The sequence below is a fragment of the Endozoicomonas sp. Mp262 genome (assembly GCF_025643335.1).
Taxonomy (GTDB): Bacteria; Pseudomonadota; Gammaproteobacteria; order Pseudomonadales; family Endozoicomonadaceae; genus Endonucleibacter.
On the sequence record NZ_CP092489.1, the window covers coordinates 2,498,367 to 2,525,206 of the forward strand.

The 26,840-nt window shown below is 46.4% G+C and carries 24 protein-coding genes and 1 pseudogene; 13 read left to right on the forward strand and 12 right to left on the reverse strand.

Annotated features, from left to right (window positions below):
* The first annotated feature begins 4 nt into the window (after positions 1-4).
* From eutC to MJ595_RS11110, 11 genes and pseudogenes are all read left to right on the forward strand, one after another.
* Entirely contained in the window at positions 5-904 is a 900-nt protein-coding gene (gene eutC / locus MJ595_RS11060) for an ethanolamine ammonia-lyase subunit EutC (protein WP_263322346.1), read from the forward strand.
* A 25-nt stretch (positions 905-929) separates the two neighbouring features.
* On the forward strand, positions 930-1,583 hold the full coding sequence (gene eutL / locus MJ595_RS11065; protein WP_263322347.1) for an ethanolamine utilization microcompartment protein EutL: 654 nt from the start codon (positions 930-932) through the stop codon (positions 1,581-1,583).
* A gap of 24 nt (positions 1,584-1,607) precedes the next feature.
* Positions 1,608-1,874: pseudogene (locus tag MJ595_RS11070) on the forward strand (BMC domain-containing protein); the annotation flags it as partial.
* Positions 1,875-2,106: 232 nt separating this feature from the next.
* Positions 2,107-3,570, forward strand: coding sequence for an acetaldehyde dehydrogenase (acetylating) (locus tag MJ595_RS11075; RefSeq protein WP_263322348.1), 1,464 nt, complete (start codon positions 2,107-2,109; stop codon positions 3,568-3,570).
* A gap of 67 nt (positions 3,571-3,637) precedes the next feature.
* Entirely contained in the window at positions 3,638-3,925 is a 288-nt protein-coding gene (gene eutM, locus MJ595_RS11080; RefSeq protein WP_263322349.1) for an ethanolamine utilization microcompartment protein EutM, read from the forward strand.
* Positions 3,926-3,978: 53 nt separating this feature from the next.
* Positions 3,979-4,659 (forward strand): phosphate propanoyltransferase, encoded by a 681-nt coding sequence (locus tag MJ595_RS11085; RefSeq protein WP_263322350.1) that lies wholly within the window; start codon positions 3,979-3,981, stop codon positions 4,657-4,659.
* A gap of 31 nt (positions 4,660-4,690) precedes the next feature.
* Complete coding sequence (locus MJ595_RS11090; protein WP_263322351.1) at positions 4,691-5,422, forward strand: hypothetical protein; 732 nt, start codon at positions 4,691-4,693, stop codon at positions 5,420-5,422.
* A 312-nt stretch (positions 5,423-5,734) separates the two neighbouring features.
* Positions 5,735-7,072 carry a 4Fe-4S dicluster domain-containing protein gene (locus MJ595_RS11095; protein WP_263322352.1) on the forward strand — a complete coding sequence of 446 codons (1,338 nt, stop codon included), beginning with the start codon at positions 5,735-5,737 and terminating at the stop codon, positions 7,070-7,072.
* Complete coding sequence (locus MJ595_RS11100; RefSeq protein WP_263322353.1) at positions 7,069-7,617, forward strand: BMC domain-containing protein; 549 nt, start codon at positions 7,069-7,071, stop codon at positions 7,615-7,617. The genes MJ595_RS11095 and MJ595_RS11100 overlap by 4 nt, the downstream gene beginning before the upstream one ends.
* 171 nt (positions 7,618-7,788) lie before the next feature.
* A complete protein-coding gene (locus tag MJ595_RS11105) occupies positions 7,789-9,414 on the forward strand; it encodes an alkaline phosphatase (RefSeq protein ID WP_263322354.1) in 1,626 nt (541 codons plus the stop codon).
* Between the two features lie 223 nt (positions 9,415-9,637).
* Entirely contained in the window at positions 9,638-11,620 is a 1,983-nt protein-coding gene (locus MJ595_RS11110) for a 5'-nucleotidase C-terminal domain-containing protein (protein ID WP_263322355.1), read from the forward strand.
* Between the two features lie 57 nt (positions 11,621-11,677).
* On the opposite strand, the gene MJ595_RS11115 is transcribed toward MJ595_RS11110, so the two are convergent.
* From MJ595_RS11115 to MJ595_RS11130, 4 genes are all read right to left on the reverse strand, one after another.
* Positions 11,678-12,268, reverse strand: a complete 591-nt coding sequence (locus MJ595_RS11115) for a cob(I)yrinic acid a,c-diamide adenosyltransferase (protein ID WP_263322356.1) — start codon at positions 12,266-12,268, stop codon at positions 11,678-11,680.
* A 10-nt stretch (positions 12,269-12,278) separates the two neighbouring features.
* Positions 12,279-13,724, reverse strand: a complete 1,446-nt coding sequence (eutA, locus tag MJ595_RS11120; protein ID WP_263322357.1) for an ethanolamine ammonia-lyase reactivating factor EutA — start codon at positions 13,722-13,724, stop codon at positions 12,279-12,281.
* Positions 13,714-14,811, reverse strand: a complete 1,098-nt coding sequence (gene eutH / locus MJ595_RS11125; RefSeq protein WP_263322359.1) for an ethanolamine utilization protein EutH — start codon at positions 14,809-14,811, stop codon at positions 13,714-13,716. The genes eutA and eutH overlap by 11 nt, the downstream gene beginning before the upstream one ends.
* Positions 14,812-15,332: 521 nt before the next feature.
* A complete protein-coding gene (locus MJ595_RS11130; protein WP_263078015.1) occupies positions 15,333-16,670 on the reverse strand; it encodes an IS1380 family transposase in 1,338 nt (445 codons plus the stop codon).
* Between the two features lie 211 nt (positions 16,671-16,881).
* On the opposite strand from MJ595_RS11130, the gene MJ595_RS11135 reads away from it, so the two are divergent.
* The gene (locus tag MJ595_RS11135) at positions 16,882-18,066 is read left to right on the forward strand and encodes a homeobox domain-containing protein (RefSeq protein ID WP_263322360.1); all 1,185 of its coding nucleotides are present in this window, start codon (positions 16,882-16,884) and stop codon (positions 18,064-18,066) included.
* Positions 18,067-18,072: 6 nt separating this feature from the next.
* Here the strand turns inward: MJ595_RS11135 and eutB are convergent, their stop codons facing one another.
* A complete protein-coding gene (gene eutB, locus MJ595_RS11140) occupies positions 18,073-20,502 on the reverse strand; it encodes an ethanolamine ammonia-lyase subunit EutB (protein ID WP_263322361.1) in 2,430 nt (809 codons plus the stop codon).
* A 370-nt stretch (positions 20,503-20,872) separates the two neighbouring features.
* A complete protein-coding gene (locus tag MJ595_RS11145; RefSeq protein WP_263322362.1) occupies positions 20,873-20,980 on the reverse strand; it encodes a EutP/PduV family microcompartment system protein in 108 nt (35 codons plus the stop codon).
* 123 nt (positions 20,981-21,103) lie between these two features.
* Here MJ595_RS11145 and MJ595_RS11150 point away from each other — a divergent pair, with 123 nt between their 5' ends.
* Positions 21,104-22,438 carry a transposase gene (locus tag MJ595_RS11150; RefSeq protein WP_263078000.1) on the forward strand — a complete coding sequence of 445 codons (1,335 nt, stop codon included), beginning with the start codon at positions 21,104-21,106 and terminating at the stop codon, positions 22,436-22,438.
* Between the two features lie 28 nt (positions 22,439-22,466).
* Here the strand turns inward: MJ595_RS11150 and MJ595_RS11155 are convergent, their stop codons facing one another.
* The 6 genes from MJ595_RS11155 to MJ595_RS11180 form a co-directional block, all read right to left on the reverse strand.
* Positions 22,467-22,919, reverse strand: a complete 453-nt coding sequence (locus MJ595_RS11155) for a EutP/PduV family microcompartment system protein (protein ID WP_263322363.1) — start codon at positions 22,917-22,919, stop codon at positions 22,467-22,469.
* 8 nt (positions 22,920-22,927) lie between these two features.
* Positions 22,928-23,275, reverse strand: a complete 348-nt coding sequence (locus MJ595_RS11160) for a BMC domain-containing protein (protein WP_263322364.1) — start codon at positions 23,273-23,275, stop codon at positions 22,928-22,930.
* Positions 23,272-23,751, reverse strand: a complete 480-nt coding sequence (locus tag MJ595_RS11165) for a cupin domain-containing protein (RefSeq protein WP_263322365.1) — start codon at positions 23,749-23,751, stop codon at positions 23,272-23,274. Before MJ595_RS11165 ends, MJ595_RS11160 begins: the two co-directional genes overlap by 4 nt.
* Positions 23,748-24,017: a EutN/CcmL family microcompartment protein gene (locus tag MJ595_RS11170; RefSeq protein ID WP_263322366.1), complete on the reverse strand. Its 270-nt coding sequence runs from the start codon at positions 24,015-24,017 to the stop codon at positions 23,748-23,750. Before MJ595_RS11170 ends, MJ595_RS11165 begins: the two co-directional genes overlap by 4 nt.
* 131 nt (positions 24,018-24,148) lie before the next feature.
* Positions 24,149-24,688 (reverse strand): cobalamin adenosyltransferase, encoded by a 540-nt coding sequence (locus tag MJ595_RS11175; RefSeq protein ID WP_263322368.1) that lies wholly within the window; start codon positions 24,686-24,688, stop codon positions 24,149-24,151.
* 251 nt (positions 24,689-24,939) lie between these two features.
* On the reverse strand, positions 24,940-26,826 hold the full coding sequence (locus MJ595_RS11180) for a TonB-dependent receptor (RefSeq protein WP_263322369.1): 1,887 nt from the start codon (positions 26,824-26,826) through the stop codon (positions 24,940-24,942).
* Positions 26,827-26,840 lie beyond the last annotated feature (14 nt).

The following is a 26,840-nucleotide window of genomic DNA, read 5'->3' on the forward strand; positions in this document are numbered from 1 at the left end:
CACCATGATTTCTGAAAAAGATTTAAAAGACCTGATCGGCAAGGTTCTCAAGGAAATTGACCTCACTGATGGCGATAAAGAACAGGTTGCCCAGTCAGTTGTCAGCCAGGTTGAAAGTACGACTGAAACAACAGTAGCAGATAGTGAACTAAACGATATTACCTTAGTTGAAATGTCTGACTTCTTTGCGGTTGATAATGCCGAAAACGAAGCAGAGTACCTGAAGCTTAAAGCGAAAACACCAGCCCGTCTGGGTATTGGCAAAGCAGGCCCCCGTTATAAAACGGAGACCATGCTGCGTTTCCGTGCTGACCATGCGGTTGCCATTGACTCTGTTTTTAATGAAGTGGCAGAAGAATTTGTCAATGAAGCCGGACTGGTGGCAGTGGCTTCCAAATGTGAAGACAAAGATATGTATGTTACTCGACCTGACCTGGGTCGTGTGATCTGTGATGAAGGCGTTGCCAAAATCCAGCAAGAATGCCGGAAGGGTGCTGATGTCCAGATTGTTATTGCTGATGGGCTGTCTTCCAGTGCCATTACTGCCAACCTGAAAAATATTTTGCCTGCCCTTAAGCAGGGGCTTGAAGGCTATGGCCTGAGTGTGGGCGACACGGTATTTATCAAGTATGGCCGTGTTGCAGCAATGGATCATCTAACCGAACTGACCAGCAGCAAAGTCACGGTGATGCTGGTGGGTGAACGACCCGGGCTGGCCACTGGCGAGTCCATGGGAGCCTATATCACCTATGAAGGCAAGGTTGGCATGCCTGAAGCCGGGCGAACTGTAATCTCCAATATCCACCGTCGTGGAACACCAGCCGCTGAAGCCGGTGCCCATATTTCTAACATCGTTAAAAAGATGTTTGAGCAAAAGTGCAGTGGCGTGGGTTTCCGTTTCTGATTGGATAGCTGAACAGGAGAATAAAATGAAAGGTGATCGTCTGGGGGCCAGTGTCCTGGCTGTAAAAATGATTCCCAACGTTGATGCCAGGATGGCAGAAAAACTGGGCATGCCCAAGGGCTATAAAAGCCTGGGTATTCTGACCGCTGACTGTGATGACGTAACTTACTGTGCCCTGGATGAAGCCTGTAAAAATGCTGAAGTCCAGGTTTGCATGGGTAAGAGCTTTTACGGTGGTGCAGCTAACGCCAACACCCAGCTGGCAGGGGAAGTGATTGGTATGCTGGCAGGGCCAAGTCCGGCAGAGGTTCGCAGTGGCCTGAATGCTGCCATTGATATTATTGAAAATGAATACGCGTTCTATAGCGCCAATGAAGACGACAGTATTGCCTATTACGCCCAGTGTATTTCCCGCACCGGCCCTTTCCTGTCTGATATGGCAGGAGTTAAGGAGGGTGAGGCGCTAGCCTACGTCATTGCACCACCGCTGGAAGCCATGTATGCCCTGGATGCTGCCATGAAAGCGGCAGATGTTTCCCTTTGTGAGTTGTTTGAACCACCATCAGAAACCAATTTTGCCGGTGCTTTGCTGACGGGGAGCCAGTCAGCCTGTAAAGCCGCCTGTGATGCCTTTGCTGATGCAGTGAAGTTTGTGGCTGATAACCCAAAGCATTTCTGAATCTGAGTAGTGGAGTTTCAGGCAATGAATAGACAGCAAGCCACAGGGTTTATTGAAACCTTTGGCTATTTACCGGCTGTAGAAGCAGCGGATGTTTGTCTGAAAACTGCGCACGTCAGCCTGGTAGGGATTAAAAATGTGGGTGCCGGGCTGGTTACTATCATTATTCGTGGTGATGTGGGGGCAGCCAAAGCGGCAATTGAAGCGGGAACACTGGCCGCGGACAAGGTGGGTACAGTGGTTTCCAGCCATGTGATTGCCCGGCCTGTAGACGAGCTGGATAGTATGCTGGCTGATATTGCTCCGAAGCATGCTGAGACTGTACCCGCTGATATTTCCAAAAGTAGTGACGATACAGTTTCCGCACCTACGCTGGAAGAGCTACAGGGTTACAGGGCTGTAGAGTTAAGAAATATGGCCAGACAGCTTCAGGGATTTGATATGAGCAAACAGCAGATCAAATTCGCCCGTAAGAAAGAGCTGATTCAGGCAATTATTGCATATTACGAGAGGGTGAAGACCATTGGAACTTCTCGATAAAGACCTTGTTTCCATTCAGGACGTAAGGAATCTGATTCACAAAGCTAAAGAGGCCCAGCGGGTTCTGGCGGACTATAGCCAGGCCCAGGTAGATGCCTTGGTTGAAGCCATGGCGAAAACGGGTGAAAACAGTGCCAGCCATCTGGCAGAAATGGCCGTGGCAGAAACAGGCTTTGGCAAGGTTCAGGATAAGATCACCAAAAACATCATTGCCAGTAAAAAACTGGCTGATTCTGTTCGTGATTTAAAAACCATTGGTGTGATTGCGGATGACCCTGTTAAAAAAATCCAGGAAGTTGCCGTTCCTTTTGGCGTAGTGGCTGGTTTGGTGCCATCCACTAACCCTACATCAACGACAATCTATAAAGCCATTATCTCTATCAAAGCCGGTAATGCCGTGGTGATAAGCCCCCACCCATCAGCATTGAAGTGTATTGCTGAAACGGTACGACTGTTACGGGAAGCACTGCAAAGCCTGGGGGCTCCGGCAGATCTGGTTTCTGTAATGAGCACGCCGACCCTGGAAGGCACCAGCGAGTTAATGAAAAATGCCGGTATTGGCATCATTCTGGCCACCGGTGGTTCAGCCATGGTCAAGGCCGCCTATAGCTCTGGTAATCCGGCGCTGGGTGTAGGGCCAGGAAATGTTCCGGCATTTATAGAGCGTACCGCTGATATTAAAAAATCAGTGTCGTACATCTTAATGAGTAAAACCTTTGATAACGGTACTGTCTGTGCTTCCGAGCAGCATGTGGTGACAGAGCATGCTATTGCAGATCAGGTGAAAGCAGAAATGATTGCCCAGGGTAGTTACTTTCTGAATGAATCCGAAATCACCAGGGTTGAGAAGGTGATTGTTGGCCCTCGGGGAACCCTGAATGCCAGCATTGTGGGTAAGCCTGCTATTGAAATAGCACGAATGGCAGGCGTTACTGTTCCTGATACAACCCGTGTGCTGGTAGGTGAGCAAGGACGGGATAATATCGGTAAAAAGTATCCGTTCTCCTGGGAAAAGCTATCACCGTTACTGGGCTTTTATCGAACAGCCGACGCCCATGATGCCTGTGAACTCTGCCTGGAACTGTTGAATTATGAAGGTGCCGGGCACTCCCTGGCCATTCATACCCAAAATGACAGCCTGGTTCGTGAATTTGCCCTGAAAAAGCCTGTTTCACGCCTGGTGGTTAACACACCATCGACTCACGGTGCAGTGGGTGCTACTACCGCCCTGCCTCCGGCATTTACTTTGGGTTGTGGCAGTATAGGTGGTTCTGCAACCTCTGATAATGTGACACCACTGCATCTGTTTAATAAGCGTTATGTGGCTTATGGCATTTGTGAACCCCAGGCTCCTGTCGTAGAAACTTCTACGGCTGTTGCGGGTGTGACAAATCTGGATATCGAAGCCATCACTCGACTCGTGATTGAACGATTAAAAGCACTTTAGCTTAATTCAATTTTCAAATTAATAGCTTCTTTCCAAATTGAAGGAAGACCACTGGGAGTAAAAAACAATGGCTATCTCTAATGCCTTGGGAATGGTTGAAACTAAAGGTCTGGTTGGTGCGATTGAAGCCGCTGACGCGATGGTAAAAGCTGCAAACGTGACACTGGTTGGCAAAGAACAAATTGGTAGCGGCCTGGTCACCATCATGGTACGTGGTGATGTGGGTGCCGTAAAGGCAGCCACTGATGCGGGCGCTGCCGCGGCTGAACGTGTGGGTGAACTGGTTTCTGTGCATGTGATTCCACGTCCACACAGTGAAGTGGAAGTGATTCTGCCTCAGGCTAAAGCCGAGTGATCCCGGCTTTACCAGTATGAAAAAGCCGGACACAAACCCCGGCTTTTCTTGTCTTGCTTGAGTGTGAGGTGGTTGTGAACAGCATGGCTGGAATCAGTATTAGTGAAGATGTTCTGAAACAGATTATTGATCAGGTCATTATTGAGTGCACAGTACAGTCTGGCAAAAAAGAAATTCCCATAGAGTCTTCTGCCAGACATGTGCATTTATGTCAGCGGGATGTTGATGCCTTGTTTGGCAAAGGTCATCAGCTGACACCCAAAAGGGAGTTATCCCAGCCGGGTCAGTTTCTTTGTGAAGAGCGAGTGACAGTTATTGGCTCAAAAGGCACCTTTAATCATGTGGCGGTACTGGGACCTGTCCGTCCTGAAAGTCAGGTGGAAGTTTCCCGGACTGATGCTCGCCAGTTGGGTGTTAAGGCTCCCCTGAAAGAATCAGGAGATATTGAGGATAGTCCGGGGCTTTTCTTGCACTCTGGTAAAGGCATGGTGCAACTGGAAAAGGGTGTCATTATTGCCCGCAACCATATTCATATGACCCGCAGTGATGCTGCCCGTTTAGGGGTCTGCGATAAGCAGGAAGTGGATGTAAAGGTTGAAACCGATCGTCCGGTAACTTTTCACAAGGTACTGGTGCGGGTGAAAGACAGTTTCTCCCTGGCAATGCATATCGATTTTGATGAGGCCAATGCCATTAGCCTGCCTGCTGGTGCCAAAGGTGAATTAATTTCCTGATCGACACATAAGACCATGGAGGAAGCACAGAATGAATACCGATGAATTGGTGGAGTTAATTGCCCGTCGTGTCATGGAGCAGTTGCTGACCTATAAAAAAGAAAGTATCAGTCCTGCAACAAAAGAGTCTGTATTAGTTGTGGGTGACTGTGCTCAGCGTGAACAATTAACAATGCGACTGGGAAACTGTTTTTCTTTAACTTTCTCAGTTGACAGGGAAGATACATTAGACCCAGCGGATTATGATTACATTATCCTGGGATGTTTGCCCAATAGTTTATTATCAGCGCTGGCTGCTGGGCTTGAGCGTGGCAATGACGGTTGCATTATTGTGCACTCTTTATTATTGGGTAAGACGATACACATCCTGGAAGAAGGCATTGATTACCATCGTTATTGCGATACCGCTAAACCAGCTTTTTACCGGCTATTTGAGCAGAAAGAAGAAATACTGTGTTCGTTTGGTATGAAGGTAGTGTCACTGACAAACCTTAAATCAGTTCTATCAGAAAATAATGGCGCTGAAAGTGAACCTAATAAACCGGTTAGTGAAACTATATATGAAGTGAAAGCGCCATCACCAAGAAAAGCTATCAACAATAACCTTCATATTATGGAACAGCGGGTTGTTGGCGAAAAGGATCTGCGAGCCTGTTACGAAAAAGGATATCGACAGTTGCAGCTTGGTCAGAAAACTATTCTCACACCCTTGGCAAAAGACTTTATTTGTATGAATAATGATCTGGTTCTAGTCAGGAATTAGTTTACTGGAACAATGAGTTGGATAACTTGGGACAGGCAATGCATTTTTCATTAAGAGGTTTGAAATTGCCCATTATATACGCAGAACCTGTTGATTGTGATGACAGTGACATGTTTTTACCAGAGCACCGGCGGGAACAAAAAACAAAACAATTTATAAAGGCCTTTAATGAAAGAGCGGATAATTCATTTATGTACGAAAAATTGATTTAGGTCAAAATGGTGTATGGTCCTGATATTGACCTGATGCAACGGCCTCTTTTTTGAGAATCGCTACTATCCATTCATATTTTTTATGCATCCAGAGAATGCTATGGATTTAGTCGAACTTGTCCGCCAGGCAGGTGTGGTGGGGGCTGGTGGTGCTGGCTTCCCAACCCATGTCAAGCTGAATGCTGAAGCGGAATACCTGATTATCAATGCTGCAGAGTGTGAGCCGTTACTGCAGACAGATCAGTTTCTTATGCGTGAACGGGCAATGGAGCTGGTTGCAGGTATTCTACTGGCGAAGGCTCAGGTGAAGGCACAAAAGGCGGTGATAGCCGTTAAAGGTAAGTATATTCGCGAAGTTCGTTGTCTGGAAGATGCAATCAGCCAGCTGGATGCGGATATAGCCATTCATGACCTCCAGAATTTCTATCCCGCCGGGGATGAACAGATGACGGTCTTTGAAGTAACGGGCCGCTCTGTGCCTCCCGGAGGCATTCCTTTGAATGTTGGCTGTGTGGTTTCCAATGTGATGACCATGATCAATGTTTTTGAAGCCAGCCAGAATATTCCGGTTATTGAAAAATACGTTTCTATTTTGGGAGAGGTCAGGGAACCCCGGGTGATAAAAGTGCCCGTTGGTACATCATTTGACACCTGTCTTGAGGCGGCTGGTGGCACAACTATCAGTGACTTCTGCATTATCCGGGGTGGGCCAATGATGGGGGGTATGATTGACCAGAGTCAGCAGCCTGGGATGAGCATTACCAAAACCGATGGTGCGCTAATTGTTATCCCTTCAGATCATTACCTGGTGACCCGCGCCAAAGAAACCGAGATACAGATGTTAAACAGGGCCAGGGCCTGTATTCAGTGTGGGTTTTGTACCGAGCAATGCCCAAGATATCTGATTGGGCACCCTTTGCACCCCCATAAAATGATGAAGGCAGTGAAGTATGCAGAGGATTTTAATGAGTCCCATCATGAGGCCCTGCTCTGTTGTGGTTGCGGTGTGTGTGAAATGTATTCCTGCCCCATGGGAATTTCTCCCCGCCAGGTTAATTTTTATATTGCCGGTAAGTTAAGGGAAAAAGGGATTCGTTATCAGCATGATGACAGTGAGGTGATTGCCCGTGATGGCAGGGAGTTCCGGAAAGTACCGCCGGCACGGCTGATTTCCCGTCTGGATTTAAATAAGTACGATCACCAGCCACTCAAAGAATTCCGCGAAGTTAGCAGCGACAGAGTCTGTATTTCTATGTGGCAACATATTGGAGCTGGCAGTCAGCCTGTTGTGAAAGTGGGTGACGTGATCAGTAAAGGTCAACTGATTGGTGAGATACCCGAAGGTAAACTCGGGGCGATGATTCACGCAAGCATCAGCGGTCGGGTCACAGAAGTTAGCGACAACCAGGTTGTCATTGCCCGGAGTCAAGGATCATGAGTAAAGCATTGGGATTGCTGGAATTTACCAGTATTGCGAAGGGTATCGAAGCGGCTGATGCCATGACCAAGGCAGCGGATATCCGTTTGGAAGAAGCCAAAACCATTTGTCCGGGAAAATACCTGATCATTGTCTCTGGTGATGTGGCTGCGGTGAGGGCTTCTGTTGAGGCAGGAGAGGAGATTGGGCGCCAGACGATTGTGGATCGGTTACTGATAGCCAATATCCATGAAGAGTTATTGGCAGGGTTAAGCGGCTCCAATGATATCAGTCAGGTTAATTCCGTTGGGGTGCTGGAATTCTTTAGTGTTGCGTCTGCCGTTATTGCCGCAGATGCGGCGGCTAAGGCGGCTGATGTAAAAATGATTGAGGTTCGTCTGGCCATGGCGATTGGAGGGAAATCCTTTATTGTGATGACCGGTGAATTATCAGCTGTAAATGCAGCAGTGGATTCAGGGGTAATGGCAGCCAGTGAAGCTGGAATGCTCATTGCAAAAACAGTGATTCCTTCTCCCTCTAAAGAGTTTTTCCAGAAGTTGCTCTGATCTTTTTATTGACTGTTTTTTCTGTAGTAGAGAAAACAGTCAGTGTTTCTTTTATGGTCATTTTTATCTAAACCTATCTGTAATATTTAAATAATAAAATAAAAGACATAAGGCAAATAAATATATCGGGTTTGATTGGTATAACATGTACGCTGTAGTGAGGGGTGTGGAATGAAACCTGGAAAGTTGGCGGTGGCCTTAATGGCTAGTACTGCCCTTTTTTTGTCTGGGTGTAGTGGTTTGACTCAGGAGTCTGAAACACCGGTGGTGGAGAAGACGCCAAAAAAGGTCAAAAACGTTATTATGATGATCGGTGATGGCATGGGGCCTCAGCAGGTGGGGCTGCTGGAAACTTATGCACGCCGGGCACCTAATTCTATTTATGCAGGAAAACCTACCGCTATTGAGCGGATTATAGAACAAGGGGTGTTGGGGATATCAAATACCGGCCCGAAAGATAAAATTGTTGTTGATTCAGCCTGTTCGGCAACCCAGCTGGCAACAGGTTATCCAACCTTGAGTGAGGTCATTGGTGTTGGTTCAGAGGGAGAGCATCTGGAAACCATACTTGAGCGAGCCAAAGTGCTGGGTAAGGCAACGGGCCTGGTATCGGATACCCGGTTAACCCATGCTACACCGGCTTCTTTTGCAGCACATCGCTCCCATCGCAGTATGGAAAATGAGATTGCTGAAGATATGATCCGGATTGCACCGGATGTGATGTTATCTGGAGGGCTTCGTCACTTTATTCCTGCGGCAGTTAATGATAAAGACAAAGTTTATGATCAGCTGGTTCAGCAAACAGGCAATAGTTTTAGCCTGAGCTCCAAGCGCAAAGATAACCTTAATCTTCTTGATACTGCAAAACAGTCCGGATTTGAGCTGGCATTTAATCTTGAACAGATGAATGCTGCAAAAGGAGATAAACTGCTGGGACTTTTTGCCAATTCCGGAATGATGGATGGGATTGCCTATAATGCCACCAAAAATAACCCGGAGCGTACAGAACCGACTTTGAGGGAAATGACCGAAAAAGCTCTGGATGTATTATCCAAAAAAGAGGAAGGATTTTTTTTAATGGTCGAGGGTGGCCAGATCGACTGGGCGGGGCATGAAAACGATGTGGGTGCCATGCTTCATGATCTGGTTAAGTTCGATGATGCTATTGATTATGTGCTTGACTGGGCTCAGAAACGTGATGACACACTGGTTATTGTGACTGCCGACCATGAAACGGGGTCATTTGGTTTCAGTTACAGCATGAAAGATGTGCCTGAAAAGGTGTCCCTACCAGAGCCAGGTTTTGGGGATGAGCCCTATCAACCCATGTTTAATTTTGCTGACTTAACATTGCTTGATCGTATTTTCGCCCAGAGCCGTAGCAACAAAAATATCTGGGGGGACTTCCAGTCTTTACCAAAAGCAGAGCAAACGCCTAAAAGACTGGCTGATATGATGGAGCAGCATCATGATTTTGAGGTTACAGAAGAGATGGCTGCTCGAGCCATGGAGCGTACAGGAAACCGCTTTTATGTAGAAGGGCATAGTTATCTTGGGGCTAAAACCTGGCCTGCGGTCAAGAGCCTGTTTGATTCTTTCTATGTTTATGGTGATGAAACTCACTGGAATCTGATGGGGCATGTTCTGGCGGAACAGCAGTATGTTGTTTGGGGCACCGGCACTCATACCAACACGCCTGTGTTGGTGATGGCTTATGGGCCTGAATATGCTATGAAACAATTCTCGAAATACCTGACGCACCCTGAAGTGGGGGAAATGGCAAAAGGGTTCTTGTAGTGGTTTAACTCAGCATAGGGCTTTAGGGAAGAAGCCCCGGGATGCTGGGAGCAAGTCTGGCCTGAAGAGTGCCATTAAATTGTTCTATCTGATAACGGTTGATAACAAGTGGTATATTAATGCAGAGTTTGCCACAATTGCCTGGTTCTCTGATCTTGGCTATAGTGCCCTGGCCTCAGGTGCCGTAAGGCATCGCTTCAAAAATTTAATAGTTTAAACACCTATGACCATAAAACCTCTAGCTGCAATAATTGCCGCGCTAGCACTTGTGGGTTGTGCTCAAAAAGATACCCAGCCTGAGCAGTCATTTACCCTTACCGTTGCCCATATCAACGATACCCACTCCAATTTTGATCCTGTCCTGTCCAGCTTTAACGCCAAAGGAATAACGGTTTTCAATGAGTTTGGAGGTTTCCCTCGCCTGCAAACCATGGCGGATAAGTATAAGTCGGCAGCCCATGAACAGAACCGCAGCTTCCTGTTCTTGCATGGTGGGGACGCCTGGCAGGGTACTGCTTACTTTAAGCTTAACCAGGGGGCGATGAATGCTGACTTGCTGAGCAAAATGGGGCTGGATGCCATGGCATTGGGTAACCATGAGTTTGACCTGAACAATGCCAAACTAAACAAGTTTATCAGCGGCATTAATTTCCCGGTTCTGGCTGCCAACATTGATACCAGTAAAGATAAAGATCTTAAAGACCAGACAAATATCAAGCCATTTATAGTCTATGCCTTCGATGGCAATAAAAAGACGGTGGTTGAGGATATAGATAATCTGCCAGCGGGCAAAGACATCGTTGCAGTGTTCGGTATTGCCCTGGATGATATGCCTGATATTGCACCGAATACTGGCCAGGTACAGTTCTTCGATATGGTGGAATCTGCCCAGAAAACGGTTGATCTGCTGGAATCTAAAGGTATCCATAACATAGTGGCAGTGACCCACATTGGTAATGCAGTTGACCTGGATGTTGCATCCAAGGTTAATGGAATTGACCTGATTGTTGGTGGTCACTCCCATACTCTGCTGGGTGACTTTACTAATATTGGACATACCGATAATGGCATCTATGCCCAAATGGTGAAGAACCCTAATAACAATACTGGAACCTGTGTTGTTCAGGCAGGGCAATATGCCCAGGCTATTGGTCAGGTTAATGTCACCTTCGATGCCAAGGGACAGGTTGAAGCCTGTGAGGGGCTTAACACCATGCTGACTAATGATGAGTATTACCACTCACCAAAACGGGAAGTAGCTAGCAAGTTTAATCAGGATGAAACGAATAAGGTCGTTAAATTTATTGATGGTGAAGATAATATCACCATCACTGAAGAAAACGACGCAATGCGTAAAACCATTGATACTAAATACAAACCAGCAGTGGTTGAGGCCTATGGTCGTGTCATTGCCCAGGTTCCCCAGGATATCAACCATGCCCGACGTCCAGGTGACAAGGGAACTGATGTTCATGGTTCAGATGTAGCGCCTATCATTGCAGAAGGTCAGTATTTCTGGGCTAACAGTGATGAAGTAAAGGAAGTAACTGGCCTGGATGTGGATTTCGCTCTGGTAGGAGCGGGTGGTGTCAGGACCAATATTGAGGCTGGAAAGTATCGGGAAGGTAATGTCTCCCTGGAAATGTTACCATTCTCTAACTATATGTCAGTAGTCCCTGTGAAAGGGGCTGTGATTAAAAAGTTGCTTGAGCAAACTGTTTCTGCCACTTTGCCTGAAGGTGCCCATGCAGGTAAGTTCCCTTATGGCGGCAATCTCCGTTATCAGTTCACTGAAACAGTACCTCATAAAGCAGGTAAGCTGGATTTTGTTGAAGTAATGACCGGTACAAAAGAAAGCCCAGTGTGGACTCCTCTGGAAGACAACAAGGTTTACAATGTTGCCATGAGCAACTATAACGCCACCGGTAATGATGGCTGGACACCACTGTTTGAAGCTCAAAAAGAGAGCACTGACCGTATCGACCTGGTTTATGTAGACGGTGAGCTGACTGGCTTTAAAGTAAAAAATATTGAAAAGGTGAATGGCAAGTATAAGGTAAACTACGAGGGAGAAGCTCCTACCTGTAAGGCTGAAAATATTCGTTGTAATACCGATGCCCAGGCAGTCATTGACTATATTTCCAATGAGCTACCTGTTGTAGCACCTCAGGATTTTGATGTAGTTACCTTTAATCGTGCTACCTGATTCAGACTAGCATTGTTTAACAAGGGTTCTGCCAGCAGAGCCCTTTTTTAATCGGGATTAATTATCAACCTGCTGTTTCCCGGACTGTTGCCAGAGCACCTCTCCACCGGATTTTCTTGCGGCTACCCGGGCCAAAACAAACAGAAGGTCTGACAGGCGATTAAGGTATTGCATCAGTGGGCTGTTAATCATTTCACCAGACTCTTTAGCGGCAATAACCTGCCTTTCTGCCCTGCGGGAAACACTACGGGCCATATGACAGTAGCAGGCTAGTCGGGAGCCTCCGGGTAACACAAAGTTTTTCAGAGGAGGAAGGTGTTGATTGAATTCATCCAGGGTGTTTTCCAAGTCAGTCACAAATGCTTCCTGAATCAGTTGATAGCCGGGCATTGCAAGCTCTCCACCCAGATCAAAAAGCCGGTGCTGAATAGTTTCCAGTGGTTTCTGAAGCCGGTGGCGCATAATTTGGGCATCTTTTAGTTCATTGATGAGCAGTCCCATCCAGCTATTCAACTCATCCACCGCACCAATGGCCTCGATGCGAGCATGGGTTTTCGATACACGACGACCGTCTCCAAGCCCGGTAGTGCCTTTATCGCCTGTGCGAGTATAGATTTTTGAAAGTCGGTTATATTCCTGCTCAGACATTGATTGAACCTCAGTAACCAAAAACAAGGGTTTTGACAATAACAGGCAAAACTTTACCATCAGCCAGCGGTTTACCGATATCGATATAGTCACCCTCTTTGACGGCGATACTATCAATGCAGATAACATCCTTGGTGTATTTCAGTTTTGCTTCGATGCTTTGGCCCAGTACCTTGCCAAAATCCTCTTCCACAATAACAATCAAAGGCTGTGGCAGGTCAATCATGGCCTTCATCCCCTGAATAATGATCTCAGCCAGTTCCTGAACATATTGGAAGTCAGGGTTCCTTTGTCCTTTAAGTGCCAGGGCTACATGCTGGGAACCTGTTTCCAGGTTAAACCAGGATAGCTTTTCCCGGATCATATTTGCCAGAGAGTCATCAGCCAAAGCTTCATCTTTTCTGGAGAGCCTTAATACCGGTACATTTTTAATAGGGAAAACATCACGGGAGAAATTGATAGTGCTGCCACTGATATCTGTGGCATGGGAACCGGCACCAATCACCGTGGCCCGAATGGTTTCCAGGGCATTAAAAACTGGCAGGCTATTAAAAAGGGATGACCTGCGGATTGCCCGACCTAACAATACCCCCAAATCGCCGTATTGAAAGTCTGATGCCTGGGGTTCCTGATCATATACATGAACAGCCACGCCACCGGAAAAGCAAATCTGGTCCAGTGGGTAATTGCGGCGTAAGTCATGGGTTCCCCGACCTATGATAAATGCGAGATCTTCTGTGGTGGTTCTCAGTCCCACCACCTCCTCCAGAATTTCCACCATTCGGTTAACAATGCGGTTAATGGTGCTGAAACTTAACTGATCGCCAACACTGATAGGGATTCCCATTCTTCGGGTTATCTCCTGCCATTTATCAGAAATGTAAGTGACTTCTGTTCCACCGTTCTCAAATTTAATCAGGCGGCCACCGATATCCAGACAGGTGGTATCCAGCACCTCGCCCACGTCATAAGCAGCGATATTAGTGGTGCCACCACCAATATCCAGATTAATAACAATACTGTTTTTGTTAAAAGACTGCCTGGCTGCACCGGCCCCTTTTCCGGAAATAATGCTTTCCAGGTCTGGGCCGGCGGTGGCCACAACAAAGTCTCCGGCTAATTCACTTAAGGCATCAGCCACCTGTCTGGCATTGTCCTTTCTTGCGGTTTCACCCGTAATGATAACTGCACCGGTGTCGATATCCCTGGCCTGAATACCTGACTTTTGGAATTCTGATTGCACCAGTTTCCGAACGTTCTCGGCATCGATCAGGGTGGGGGATAGTAGGGGCGTGAAGTAAACGTCACTACGATAAATCACTTCCCGCCCAACAATTTCAACTTTTGGAATCATGGCTCCGGGAGAGACATTCTCCAGAGTAAGCCGGGTAAAAACCAACTGTGTGGTGGAAGTGCCGATATCAATACCGGCACTGAGGATTTCTTCACGCATCATTGTTTTGCTCTTCAGACATATCCCGTGTAACCAGAATGGCAATAATCAGTGCAGAGATACCACCAATAAGCTTACCTGCCACCATGGCTGAGATCATGTCACTGTTAACCGCGGCAGTGAAGCCAAGATGGTCGCCAAGGGCAAATGAGGCGCTGACAGCAAAAGCCACGTTGATGACCTTACCGCGGTTATCCATATTTTTCAGGATATTGAACATGGCAATGTTGTTAGCCAGGGTAGCAACCAGACCTGCTGCCGCTGTTTCCCCCATACCCATGGCGCGGCCAAGGGCCATCAGTGGCTTATTCAGTTGGGTGGTAATAAAGTGAACCATGGGAAAGGCACCGGCCAGCACCATGGAAATGGCGCCAACAATTTCAATACCATCAGAGATAGGTGCCATGCCGGGAATAATGACTAAACCTGTGAGGGTTTCGATAACAATGGCTGCCAGACCAACAGTGATAACTATCACAACGCCCTTACCAAAGATTTCAAAGCCACTGATCATCTTGTTGGGTGCCAGCTTCAATCCCAGGGCAATGGCACCGGCAACAATCACAATAGGCAACAGGTTAATAATAACCATACCAAGGTCATAACCGGCAATCAGTCCACCGGCGAAGCAGCCAACGGGCACAGTGGTTAAACCAATCAAAACGCCACGGGCCAGGTATTGGGTATCATTTTTATTGATAGTGCCCAGGGCTACAGGAATGGTAAAAACAAGGGTTGGCCCCATCATGGCACCCAGAATCAAGCCGGAGAAGTTAGCAACGGCCTCATTTTCAGTCATGGCCATAGCCAGTGGGTAGCCTCCCATATCGTTCGCCAGCAGGGTGCCTGCAAACATGGCAGGGTCTGCCCCCAGGGCTTCATAAAGGGGGGAGACAATGGGGCTGAGTACAGTGTTAAGTACGGGAGCAAGAGAGACCACACCAATCATGGCCAGGGCCAAAGCCCCCATAGCCATAAAGCCTTCTTCAAACTTTTCTCCGTAGCCCCAGCGGTTTCCCAGTATTTTGTCTACGGCACCCAGCACCATAAACCCCACCATGATATACAGGATAATGTCGTTAATACTCATGACTTCCTCGCAGCTGTGAATAGGGGCTGTTGAGGTTTTATCGTGAGCGCATGATAAAACCTCAACTGCCCCTAGAATTATCCGATTCCGTTGCTGAATTACTTCGACTGGGCAGGCTCCCGGATGAAGTCATTTCATGCCGGGCGAATCAGTGCTGGAAGGCTATCAGTGGGAGATAGAGAGAGTGATGACCTGACGCAAGTCACAGCCCTCTCTATTAGTTGACAGTAGTCAATAAAATATCTCTATATTTTTGACCTGTTTTTTTGTAATTAATAACAGCGCCTTTAGTTTTACCTGAATCCGTGATTTCTTGATTTGCCCGGCAGTTTTGAAAATGTGCTGATTAATTTTTTCCTTTGAAAATAACTCGGGTTATTGATTGAAGTGTTTTTATGTCGTTTTTAAGCATAAATGCTGATCAAAATATCATCAAACTTGAAGACAGGTTGAAAGAAGCCCTACCGTTATCAATACAGTACTTTCTCATTTATGGCATTTTTTTCTATCTCGCTATTCAATCAACAAAGTGCATGCTGGCTTATTAATTGATGGAAAGACCTGAAACCAGGACAGTAACGACCAAAGCGTAGCCGGTATTGATGTCCTTTTTTCAGAAGACGGGCAGCCAGGTAGATGAGTTCCTGTATCACGGTTTTTAACCGGCGTCGTTTGGCTTTATGACGTACCGGCGCATCTGGCCCGAGCAAGCAACTCTGCCCCATGTAGCGCAGAATGTTATAGACCAGTGCACCCAAACACATCACCAGGTCGTTGGTGTCAAACTTGCCTGAAGGCAGGCGCTCTAAATCCATATCAGTCTTCAACTCACTGTGAAACTGCTCGCTGGTCGCATGATCCTCATAAAGATTAATGATCTGATCATCGCTGTAGTCAGCTTCGCTGAGTGTTGTCCACCATCCTTCCAGCTCATAATCGGGTGTCAGAAATCTCTGCCCTACAGTATCAGTGGTACGCTTGATAATGCGAATAATCAGACGCTGGTTACCATAGTTGGTTTCATAGACGGTTGAGAGTGTCGCATAACTCTTTCCTGGACGCGACTCCTCCCATTTGACTTGCTTTTCTTCAAAAATGGGGAGCCAGTGTTCCTTGGTGTGATACTTTCTTGGGTTGAGCTTGATAATGTGATTCACACCTTTGAACCCGGCGATTTCCCGGCGCGATTCCTCAGCATCGTGGCCACTATCAAGGCGAACCAGAATAGGCGCTCGGGTCAAACGTCGGCTGCGGTGCAGCACTGCTTGTAAAAAGCCAATAAAATCATTCTGGGAGTGCTGAGAGCCTGGGCGTAATTCACATCCCAGGCACCAGCCTTCGCAGCCAAAGTAAGCGGCAATAGGGGCATAACCAAAGAATTTTTTATACGTGTACTCGACCCCCTCCTTTTTGGTATTGCTGTTATCCATAGGGAATACGTCGATATCCAGTGGTATGTGCTGCTTCTTATCGAGTTTTTTCGGAAGGGGTGTGACGGGCACCTGAAGATTAACCAGGACATCGGTAAGGCTGTCCTCGATGAAAGGAATCAGTTGGGCGGCATCTTCATTGAAACGCTGTCTTAAGCGGCTGGCTGAAGGCATTTGTTTAATGCCCATTGCCAACCGGAACCAGTCGTTATCCCGGTTATTATCAACATTATCAAAATCACTTTTACCCTGAGCCAGTTGGCCGCAGTAAGCTCTGATCAGGTCGATATGAGTGATACGGTGCCTTTTTTTTATTTTGCGCAGGGATTTGCTTAACGCTGTCTTTTTGTTGAGTGCATGACCAACGAAATAAAGCCCTGCGACCGGTGTATAAAATTCCGTCTGTGATTGTTCAATTTTCAGTTTCACAAAAATGCACCCAGGTGGTGAAAATTAGAGTGGGTGCATTTTAACTTGGAACTTACGTTTTGTGGTTGATCCAGAGGAGTTGGGCTACAGTGAACTCACGGATTCAGGTTTTAATTAGTGAGAAAGGAGTATGAAATTATTTCGAGTATAGAATGTTGAAAAACTATAATGCCTACTATGCATACTATGAATAGGTTCGATGGGTATAGTTATGAAGTGGGCGTGGTTTATTCAGTTTGTTTTCTTCTTTATTTTTTCACAATCAGTATATGCAGTTATCATGGAAGATGAGGTTGAATTGTTAGAGGATAGTCAGTTTACTGTTGAAAATGGAGACTGGCCAATAAAGTGTAAAGGGCGATCTTTAAAATTAGTAAGCATAGAAAAGATAACAGCATTTAATATAACAGTGGCTGGTATTACTCACACTATTTCTACTCAGGAGACAAACCTACAAGATTCGGAACAGCAACTTTTCGTTAACTGGAATAGAGTTGATAGGGAATTGGAAAATGAAACTTTCTTTTTGAAAATTGGAGCACCGAGTATACACAATAACCCTGTAGTATTAGATAATGAAACAAGTGCGGTATCTTATAATCATGTTGATGATTCTGAGGGTATGTTGTGTATATTCAATGTTCCACTAGGAAAACAAACGCTTAAACTTTGTTTTAATCAAGAAGATGAAATTGTAGGCATCAAAACTAATGGGCATAGAGCACTGACGTTTATTATTGTTTCTCGAACTAGCTGGAGTGCAGAACAGTCTCAGTATGTAATGGATGTTTTTCTTGTGAAACAAAATAGGGGGCAATTGAATAGTACATTGACTTCAGATGCTACTGAGGGACAGATGGCTGGACACTCATGGGGTAGTAGCCGTTTCCAACAAATGGGATTAGGAAGTTTTTTACCACCTTCTTCGGTTTATTCTCAATATTATAATAATTTGGGTTTTCATAGTGGCTTTAGTTTTCCGTCGTATAGTAGCTTTAATTTTCCACATAGTAGCTTCTGGAATTCACAGGCGCTAACATATGGGGGGGGTAGTTATCAATCCGCAGGTTATACACCGTTTGGATTTTCTTTGCAACAAGCCTCTGATGTTCCAGTACGCTCAGTGAATAACAGGGTATCTTCTACTTTTGAAGACTCTGAAAGGAAGTCTCAGAGCAGCAATAAGATAAGACGAAAGCGGTTTTCTTACAACATCCACCAAAAAAAGGAGCTAGAGTCGTTTTATAGTAAAAATAGATATCCTAATGGAGAAGCTAAAAATACATTAGCTAATCATATAGGAGTACCAGTGGAAAAAGTTAATACATGGTTTCAAAATAGACGGGCTCAGGATGCAGTTAAATGGGAAAAGGAGCCGGTAAGCTCCTTTTATTAATGATATTTATTTACAATGAGAATCATTATAGCGGAGTTTAATCCTTTCCTGTTTGAGCAGGTCACCTGCTAATGGTGAAATAATGGTGCGTTTGCTTAATAGAATCTCCTGGACTCCCCAGTGAATCAGAAGCATAACATCGGCTTCGGCAATGGATTTTTGTCCCAGGAAATCATGTACCCGGATAGAGTCCGCTGTTTTTTTGGGTTTGGCCTGGGTTTCCCTCACCATATCAGCCAATCCCATACGGCTGCCAAGAATGGCATTCAAACGGTTGCCTGCGGCTTTGTTATCAAGAATCTGCATGGCTCGCTCGGCAATTAACGAACCTGCTTCCATTGGCGGAATACCTCCATAGTGGATATTGGGAACCACGGTATGTTCAAAGGCAATATTCCGGGAACCGTAGAAGGCTTCAGCCTGCCTTTTGTTTTTATCGCCTTTCAGCCGGTAGACAAGATAGCCTGAAAGGCTTCGGGAAGAGCGACCATCAGCGCCGGGGCGCTCGCCCAGCAGGACAATTACCAGCTGGGCATTGATCGTATTGGCAATATCCTCAGCCAGTTTCACCCGGCCATGGGGAGCCACCATGGTCTGGCCGAGGGAGTAACCATGACCGCGAAGGCCCTCTTCCAGAACAGGCAAAACCTCATGGATATTATGGTGAACTGCCTCGGCGCTAAGGCCGTCCGTAATCACAATCTGGATATCTCTATTTTCTTTATGAAGGTGATTGCGAGAGGGTGCAGTCAGGGTGGAACCCTCTTCCGGACAGGCATGGTGAGTCTTGAGGTTATCTGCCTTTGAGCGGATTAACCGGAAATCAATACCATCCAGCTTATCCAGCTGCAACTGGCTGTGAGCTGCCGTTCTGGCAATAGCCAGATTTTGTTTGAGCTTTCTGCTGACACGGTTTGTCATTCTTGGGCCGGCATTGCTAGTGCCATAGCACATGGGAACCTGACTGATCAGATCCTGAAAGGCCTGCCGGGAACCGGCAAACATTGCCGGGTTACCCCAGGTAGGTCCCCGGGTAATCCTGCCATCTCTGGTTTCCTTGAAAATACCTTTTTCCAGGCACCAGTGATAAAACTCGGGAGCAGGCTTCAGGTTATGAATTTCCCGAATGGTCTGGTCGTCATGCCCGCTGGTATCGGCATAGGCCAGCATCCGGTCAACGCCCAGGTAAATATCCATAAAATAACTGGCACCTGCTACAGCTAAGAGTTCGACAGCTATTTCCTGACCTTCACTGGACGCATCGGCATGCAGGGTAAAACAGGGAGATACCCCCATGGGTAACCCCATAAGTTTACCCATAAATAAATCCTGAAGATTGGAATAGATTATCTGAAGGCTGTCCTTATGAGTCTCTGGCCCAATAAATCCCGTAACACTATTCACCATACAGGGGTCATAACGACGACAAAGGCCGTATGTCAGGGCTTCAGTGGTGGCCATATCTATTCCACAATGTTTGCCATAGCTCACTTCGCTGCCCTGTCCTGTTTCGAAGTACATGAACTGACTGTCCTCACTGGCCAGATTTCCTTTGTCCCTCATAATTTGCCAGGCGTTATCAAGGTACGGAACCGTAACGTCAAAGGCTTCCCTGAGAGTAGCCTCTGTACCAGCCAGTGACTGGAATAGAATTTCTACGGGAGCACCTTCGTTGAGGCAGGCCAGCTGGGTACGAATATGGGAGAGTACGCAAATCTGGGTAGGGGCGCCTGTCTGTCGTCTGATTTTATCCAGGTGAATAAGGCAGGCACCAATATTGTCGATATTATCATCTGAAGGATTGAGTCCTATTAATTGATCGCCATTGCCCATGGATAAACCCAGCCAGGTTAATGCGGTAATAGCATTCAGGTCATCGGTGGGGTGGTTGGGCTGAATACGGGTTGAAAGTGATCCTGCCAGGCCAAGGTGAGTTCGGGCATGGGTTGGGCATTCTATTTTACGTGCATTGTAGATCATTTCATGCACACCCATCAGTTTGGTGACTGCGGCAACCATAACCCCGGTTAAGCCGGTTCCGGCTCTTTTTAATTCCGGCCCCGTGGCGCTTTGCATCCAGTCTTTTAGCTGACCCACAGTCATCATTGCCATTTCGTTATAGACTGCTTTATCTATATCGTAATTAACCCGCATGATGTCGTCGATCTGGCCCTGGTCATCGGTAAAAGGTCGATGGTAGATATGGTGCAGGGTTAGATTGGAAAGAATCGCTCGTGCTGCTTCGCGGCTGACGTCACACTTGGCTGCCAGCCCCGCCTGCTGGTCACCGCTTTTTTGGAATCCGGCGGCACCCAATAGATGCTTGAGCCCTGTGAAACTGTAATCCACTCCCTGTATCCGGGTGCTATAGGTTTCATCGGGTTTGGGTGTTGGTATAAAAATATTATCCAGAGGCGTTATCGGGGGCTTGGGCATTTCTGCTCACTCCAACTATCGGCTGAGAATAGCTTAAGAAGCTAAATGGATTAACACAGCCAAAGATCAACAGCCCATAGGGAGTGGTTGAATTCAAACGGCGAATACTCTTGTTTTGCTTTGTGCTGGTTTAGTGCGTATCGATGACAATAAATGAGTCGCTATGGCATATCTCTCGAAGTACAGAGGGATTACGCCATTATGCATTTTCCTGGGAAGTTTACCCCAGTGGCAGGCGTAATGGTTTGCCATTTTGTTAAAATCTAATAACAACAAAAGTAAAGGGAGAAGGGTATTGATAGTGATCAATAATTTTAGCCCTTGAAATCTGGGGTAATCATATAACTATGATCTGGTTGAGCGAGTGACTTCAAGCTGTTACCTGCGGCTGTTTAAGGAATGACTTCAGGTTTTCAAGACCTTCACCGGTAACAGCACTGATTTCAAAGATGGTTTTTACGCCTGCCGCCTTAAGCACCAGCAATTCCCGCAGACTTGATTAAAGCCCTTAATAACAAGGGCTGTAGCTTGGTAGCCTCTTGCTAAAATCGCAGACTATCCGGTAGAATTTCACCACAATAATAATAACGATGCTCATGTTGTGCCGCTAACGAAACCAAGAACCATTGCTGAAAAACTGCTCAAAATAGTCTCTGATGAAGCGGGTCAAATTCCAGACTTTCGCAAGAAAAGCCAACATGACAAAATTGTCCTTCATGATGCGGTCATGAGTGGCCTGGCAGTCATGCACCTGAAATACCCTTCATTACTGGCTTTTGATCAGGATTGTGTCAATAACCCAGATAGGCTCAAGAACTTAAAGTCGATGTACAATGTCAGCTGTGTCCCCAGTGATACCTATCTGAGGGATCTGATTGACCCTATCGAAACACGCTATTTAAGGAAGTTCTTTACCCGCCTGTTTGCCTTTGTGCAACGATCTGGGCGGCTTAAGCAGTTCACTTATTTTGAGGAAGGGTATCTTGCGCCTATCGATGGTACGGGGCACTTTTGCTCAGGGAAGATTAGTTGTCCTGAGTGTTGTGTAAAAAAGCCAGGCAGCAAAAATCCGCAATACTACCATCAGTTACTGGCCTGCTGTCTGGTAAAGCCGGGCAAGAAAGAAGTATTACCTTTAATGCCTGAACCCATCATCAAACAAGTTGATGCGTCAAAGAATGATTGTGAGAAGGTAGCGCTCAAGCGGCTATTGGCGAATTTATCCAGAGAGCATCCGCACCTGCCACTGGTTCTGACTTTTGATGACCTGTACTCAGATGGACCGACCATCAAGTTGGTAAAGTCCTTTGGCTATAGCTTCATTATGGTGGCAAAGGATTCAACCCATGAGTCGTTATACCAGGCCGTCGATGAGCTGGATTGTGCAGACAAAGTGGTGCGCTATGAATATACCGATGATAAAGGGTTTACGCACTGGTTCCGGTTTGTGAATGGTGCCCCCATTAACAAGTCACACCCGGATGTGCTGGTTAACTTTCTCGAATATATAGAAATTGATCCAGAGGGCAACAAGAAGTACGTCAACACCTGGGTCACGGACATTGAGCTTTCAGCCGAGAACGTGAATAAATTCATGCGAGGAGCACGCGCTAAATGGAAAATTGAAAACGAAACGTTCAATACACTGAAAACACAGGGCTACCATCTCGAACACAATTACGGGCACGGAAAGCAGCATCTGGCCAGCAATCTGGCATGCCTGACTTTTACGGCCTTCCTCATCAACCAGATAGAACAACTGTCTTGCAAGCTCTTCCAGGAAGCGCTCAAGATAAAAAAGTCTAAAAAGGCATTCTGGCATGCCATACGAGGGCTGTTTGACTGGTTCTGCATTGATAACTGGACAGACGTATTTACAGCTATCATTGAAGGGCGAAGTGTGAGCTTGAAGTTGCTGACTGTCGATACGACATAGAGCGTTGATGTTAGCCCTGTGACCTGTGTTACCTGTCATTAAAACCGACTGCCGATATAGCAGCAGTCTGGCTCTGTTCATCCGCGATAAAATCATTTTTAATTAACTGAAAATGTGCCAGCCGGAATCTGGTTTGCGGGAATTGCTGCTTAAGCACCTTATGGGAAAATCCGGGATCTGCTTTGTCACTGTCTATTTTAGTAATAATGCCAATCATTTCCCTGTTAAACATACTGGCAAAACCCGGGGGAATCTGGTTTTGCTTACGGGTGCAGTCGTGAACCAAGCCTATGACTTTATAATCCACAGAGGCTGACATCAGGGCTGCAAAAAAACGACGGTTTTCAACAAATTCACCGGGTGTATCCAGAATATACTGGCTGTATTCCAGGGCCTGGGTTTTTTTATATTTCAAGGCCTGGCCATAAAGGGCCTGGGTGAGTGTAGTCTTACCAGAGGTGGTTGAGCCCACCAACATCATCTTTTTCATCAGGAACGGGTAATTTGAGCAGGTGAGAACTTCAGGGTATTGGTGAGCAAGTCCATGGCGGCATTCAAGCCTGCCTCAACACTGGCCACGTCACCGGTAATGACGAGACAGCCTGAAAAGCGATCCAGAAAGCCAATTTCAACACCCGCTGCTTTAGTGGCTACATCACCGGCAATCATGGATGCTTCACTTGGAGTGATGGTCATGATGCCGATAGCGCTAATGGTTTCGGCATCCAGTCCCAGCTTTACCACCAGGTCCTGTTGCGGGTGAGCAATCAGGTGGGCAAGGGTGACCTGCTTGCCCGGTACATATTCCTGGATAATACGTTCTTTGTTGTCACTCATGGCTGTGTCCGTTTCTGGCGGGCGATTTCTTCCCAATTGGCAGGATAGGCCACGAACATAAAGCGGGCATATTCAGGAGCACTGAACTGGATGGTGGAACCCTTGGGAATAAACATAACATCGCCAGCATGGCCCACCACTTCGCGGCCATTAATAATGATTTTAAGGGTGCCTTCTACGATGTAATCCACTTCATCATATTCCAGGGTCCAGTCAAAGGTGGTTTCATGCATTTCCATCATGCCACAACCCAGGCGGGGGCTTTCTTTCAGTTCCAGAATATCGGTTATAAAAACCCTGTCGCCCGGTTTACCTGTATCAAAGGGCTTGCATTTCACTGTGGCGGCTTTAATAACAGCTACGCCTGATGGGTCAACCTGTTTCTCAAATTCCGGTGTGTTGTTATTCAGCCCCAGCTGTTCACTCACCACTTTCCGAATGATTTGTTCCAGGACTTCAGGGCTGATGTTATTCATGAAAAGACCTCCATATTGTCAACAATGCCAATAATAGCTTCATCAACAGGGCTCTCTGATGGCAGGATAGCCCGGCGGGCAGCGCCTCCTCGGGCGATGAGTACGGTGTCACCAATACCTGCACCCACCGTATCCACCGCAACCAGTGATGTTGATATTTCCTGTTCAGAGGGTGTGATCAGCTGAACAATCATCAATTTGAAGCCATTGAGGCCATCAAGTTTGCGGGTTGCCCAGATATTGCCTGTAACCTTGCCAATCAGCACTTGCAGACTCCTGAGAAAACGGTGGATACAGCGGTTTATATAATGCCGGACACAGTAATACAGGCAGTGTGATTGCTAATTGACCGAAGTCATTTTTCTGTGGGTCAGGAAATTAACTCAGGTCAATAGATCTAACGCCCATAACTCAGGCTTTTATATTCAGGTTCAATAATTCCAAGACGCCGGTTAATAACAACGGTTAACCGGAAAAACAGGTTAGAGAGCATATTGGCAAAGCGGTGCAGAACATCGGGTACTGCAATGCCCTCAGCATCAATTTTGACTAAAGCACGAACCGTCTTTTTAGCCAGGGATCGACAGCAGTGTAATAACTGCACCGGTCGTCCCCCTCTGGGTAAAATAAAGCTGTTGAGTTGTCCGGCTAATTCACTCTGGTAATGGTCAAAATAACCTGCCAGCCATTCCAGCTGCTCTTCGAAGATAGCCTGCCGACCACGTATGGAACCATTTAAATGAAATATTTTGGGTTGCAGCTTATCAAGAAAGGTAAAGATATCAGCAAAAATAGGGTTAGCTTCCAGCTCGGTAATGACTCCGCCCAGTGTTGCACAGAGTTCATCGGTAATAATTTCATAATCACAGAGAGCAGAGTCTTCATAGATAAAGGGATAACAGAGTTCGCGGATATCGCCGGAGTATTTTAGAGACATGTCTGGCCTGTTGGGTTGCTGTACTTTATGGGGGCAAAATTTACTTTCGTTACTCTCGTTCCCAGCTTCCCGAGGGTGTCGCGAAACTAAATGCAGCGTGCACAAAACGAGATTGATTTTTTTTAACCACAGAGACACGGAGGCACAGAGTTTTTATATCTTTAAACTATAAATCTCCGTGCCTTTGTGTCTCCGTGGTTAATAAAAAAAACTTTCGCGACACCCTCGGGAACCCGGGAATGAGTCCAGGCCTAAAGTTCAGGCGTCCAGGTTAGAGATGCATAGATACCACGGGGTTCTCCCCTATAACCTTTAACGGCCTGATATTCCTTATCAAGCAGATTAACAAGCTTTAGGTTTGCTTTTAGCTCATTAGTTAGTTTTATTGATGCCCTCAAGTCAACGGTTCCAAATCCTGCGACCTTTTGGGTGTTTGTTGCATCAGCGTATGACTTGCCCTGGGCCCTGAATGAGGCTCCCACACCCAACCGGTCAAATTGACGATCAATATTCAAGGTGAATAGTTGCTTCGCACGGCTGACCAATACTTTTCCATGGCTCTTTGTTGACCGGTTCTCAGGATCCAGCAAGCTGAGACTGGCGTTAATGTCCCAGTCATAAATCATGGTTCCAGTACTTAACTCAAAGCCCCGGATTCGGGCTTTATCTACATTCATTGGTCTGTAGCCTGTTTCCTCTGAGGAGGAAATCATATCCTTCATATTATTCTGGAACAGGGACATAGCCCAGTAACCATTCCTGAGCTTTCCCCTAAGCTCAAACTCAATATTTTCAGAGGTTTCCGGTTTAAGGTCTGGATTGGAAAAACCTGGATAATATAAGTCACCCAGTGTGGGAGCCCTGAAAGCCGTTCCATAGGAGGTAATGAATCTCATATCTGCTGGCAGGTCATAACCGAATGAAGCATTTCCCGTGGTTTTGTTACCATAGGCTTCATTTTTATCGTTTCTCAGGCCAAACTTCAGTTCACTGTTATCAAAATACGAAAGGTTCTGTATAAAGAAAGCGGTATTATGGCGGGAATTTTCACCGTAAGCGGTTGAACCTTCATATTGCTCATCCGAGTAGTCTATACCGGTTGTCAGCAACTGACTGTCATGCCAGCTGATATCGTTCTTCCAGCTGGCTGAGTATCTTTTGGTGGTAGTGTAATAGTCATCGGAAGATATCCCGGAAGCAATATCTTTTTTACGGGCTTGAGTATGCTCTTCTCCATAACCGATATCCAGCCGTGTATCCCATAGGCTATTTATAGGAACTGCTATATAAGTATGCAGGTTTGAAATTCTGAAAATATTGTAGGGTTGAGTGGTATAGGTGAAATTATCATAGTTATTATCATACTCAGACTTACCCTCGGAATGGGAGAAGTTAACACCTGTTTCCACATTATTGCTAAATCGGTGTGAAAGGCTGCCATATATCGACTGGTTACGATAGGCATCTTTGTCATCATCACCGTTCTTTGTGGTCAGGGTATGATCATAACCACTGGTTTCGTATAAATTGGCACCGATATTGTAGCGGGTGTCGTTATATTCACCATTCAGATTAAGGCCGTACTCGCCAGTATTTCTGCTACCGCCTCCCAGTTTCGCTGTAAAGGAAGGCTTGCCCTTTCCCTGGCGGGTAAAAATCTGGATGACACCACCAATGGCATCCGCACCATAAAGGCTGGAACGTGGACCCCGAACAATTTCTATTCTCTCAATTTGCTCAGGACTCATGTATTGCAAAGGGGAGGAACCAGTGCTGGATGAATTGATTTTCTGCCCATCTACAATAACCAGTGTTTGTGCCGTTTTAGTTCCCCTCAGGTAAATACCGGCAAGACTACCTGTGCCTCCATTCGAGGCCACTTGCAGTCCTGGTGTTTTGTTTAACAACTCAGGAATGCTAGCTGCCTGACTGCGCTCAATCTCTTTACGGGTGATAACAGTAACCGGAGCCAGGGTTTCATCAACGGTTTGTGCTGTTCGGGATGCAGTAACCACCACCTTATCCAGCAAATAGGCATCTTCGGCTTTAGTGGTAGTGGCTAGTCCGGCAGAGGCAAAAGCTATGGCAATAGCCAGAGTATGTCTGGGTAAAGCCGATTGATAATTATTGAAAGACATTGGGTTCCTTATGA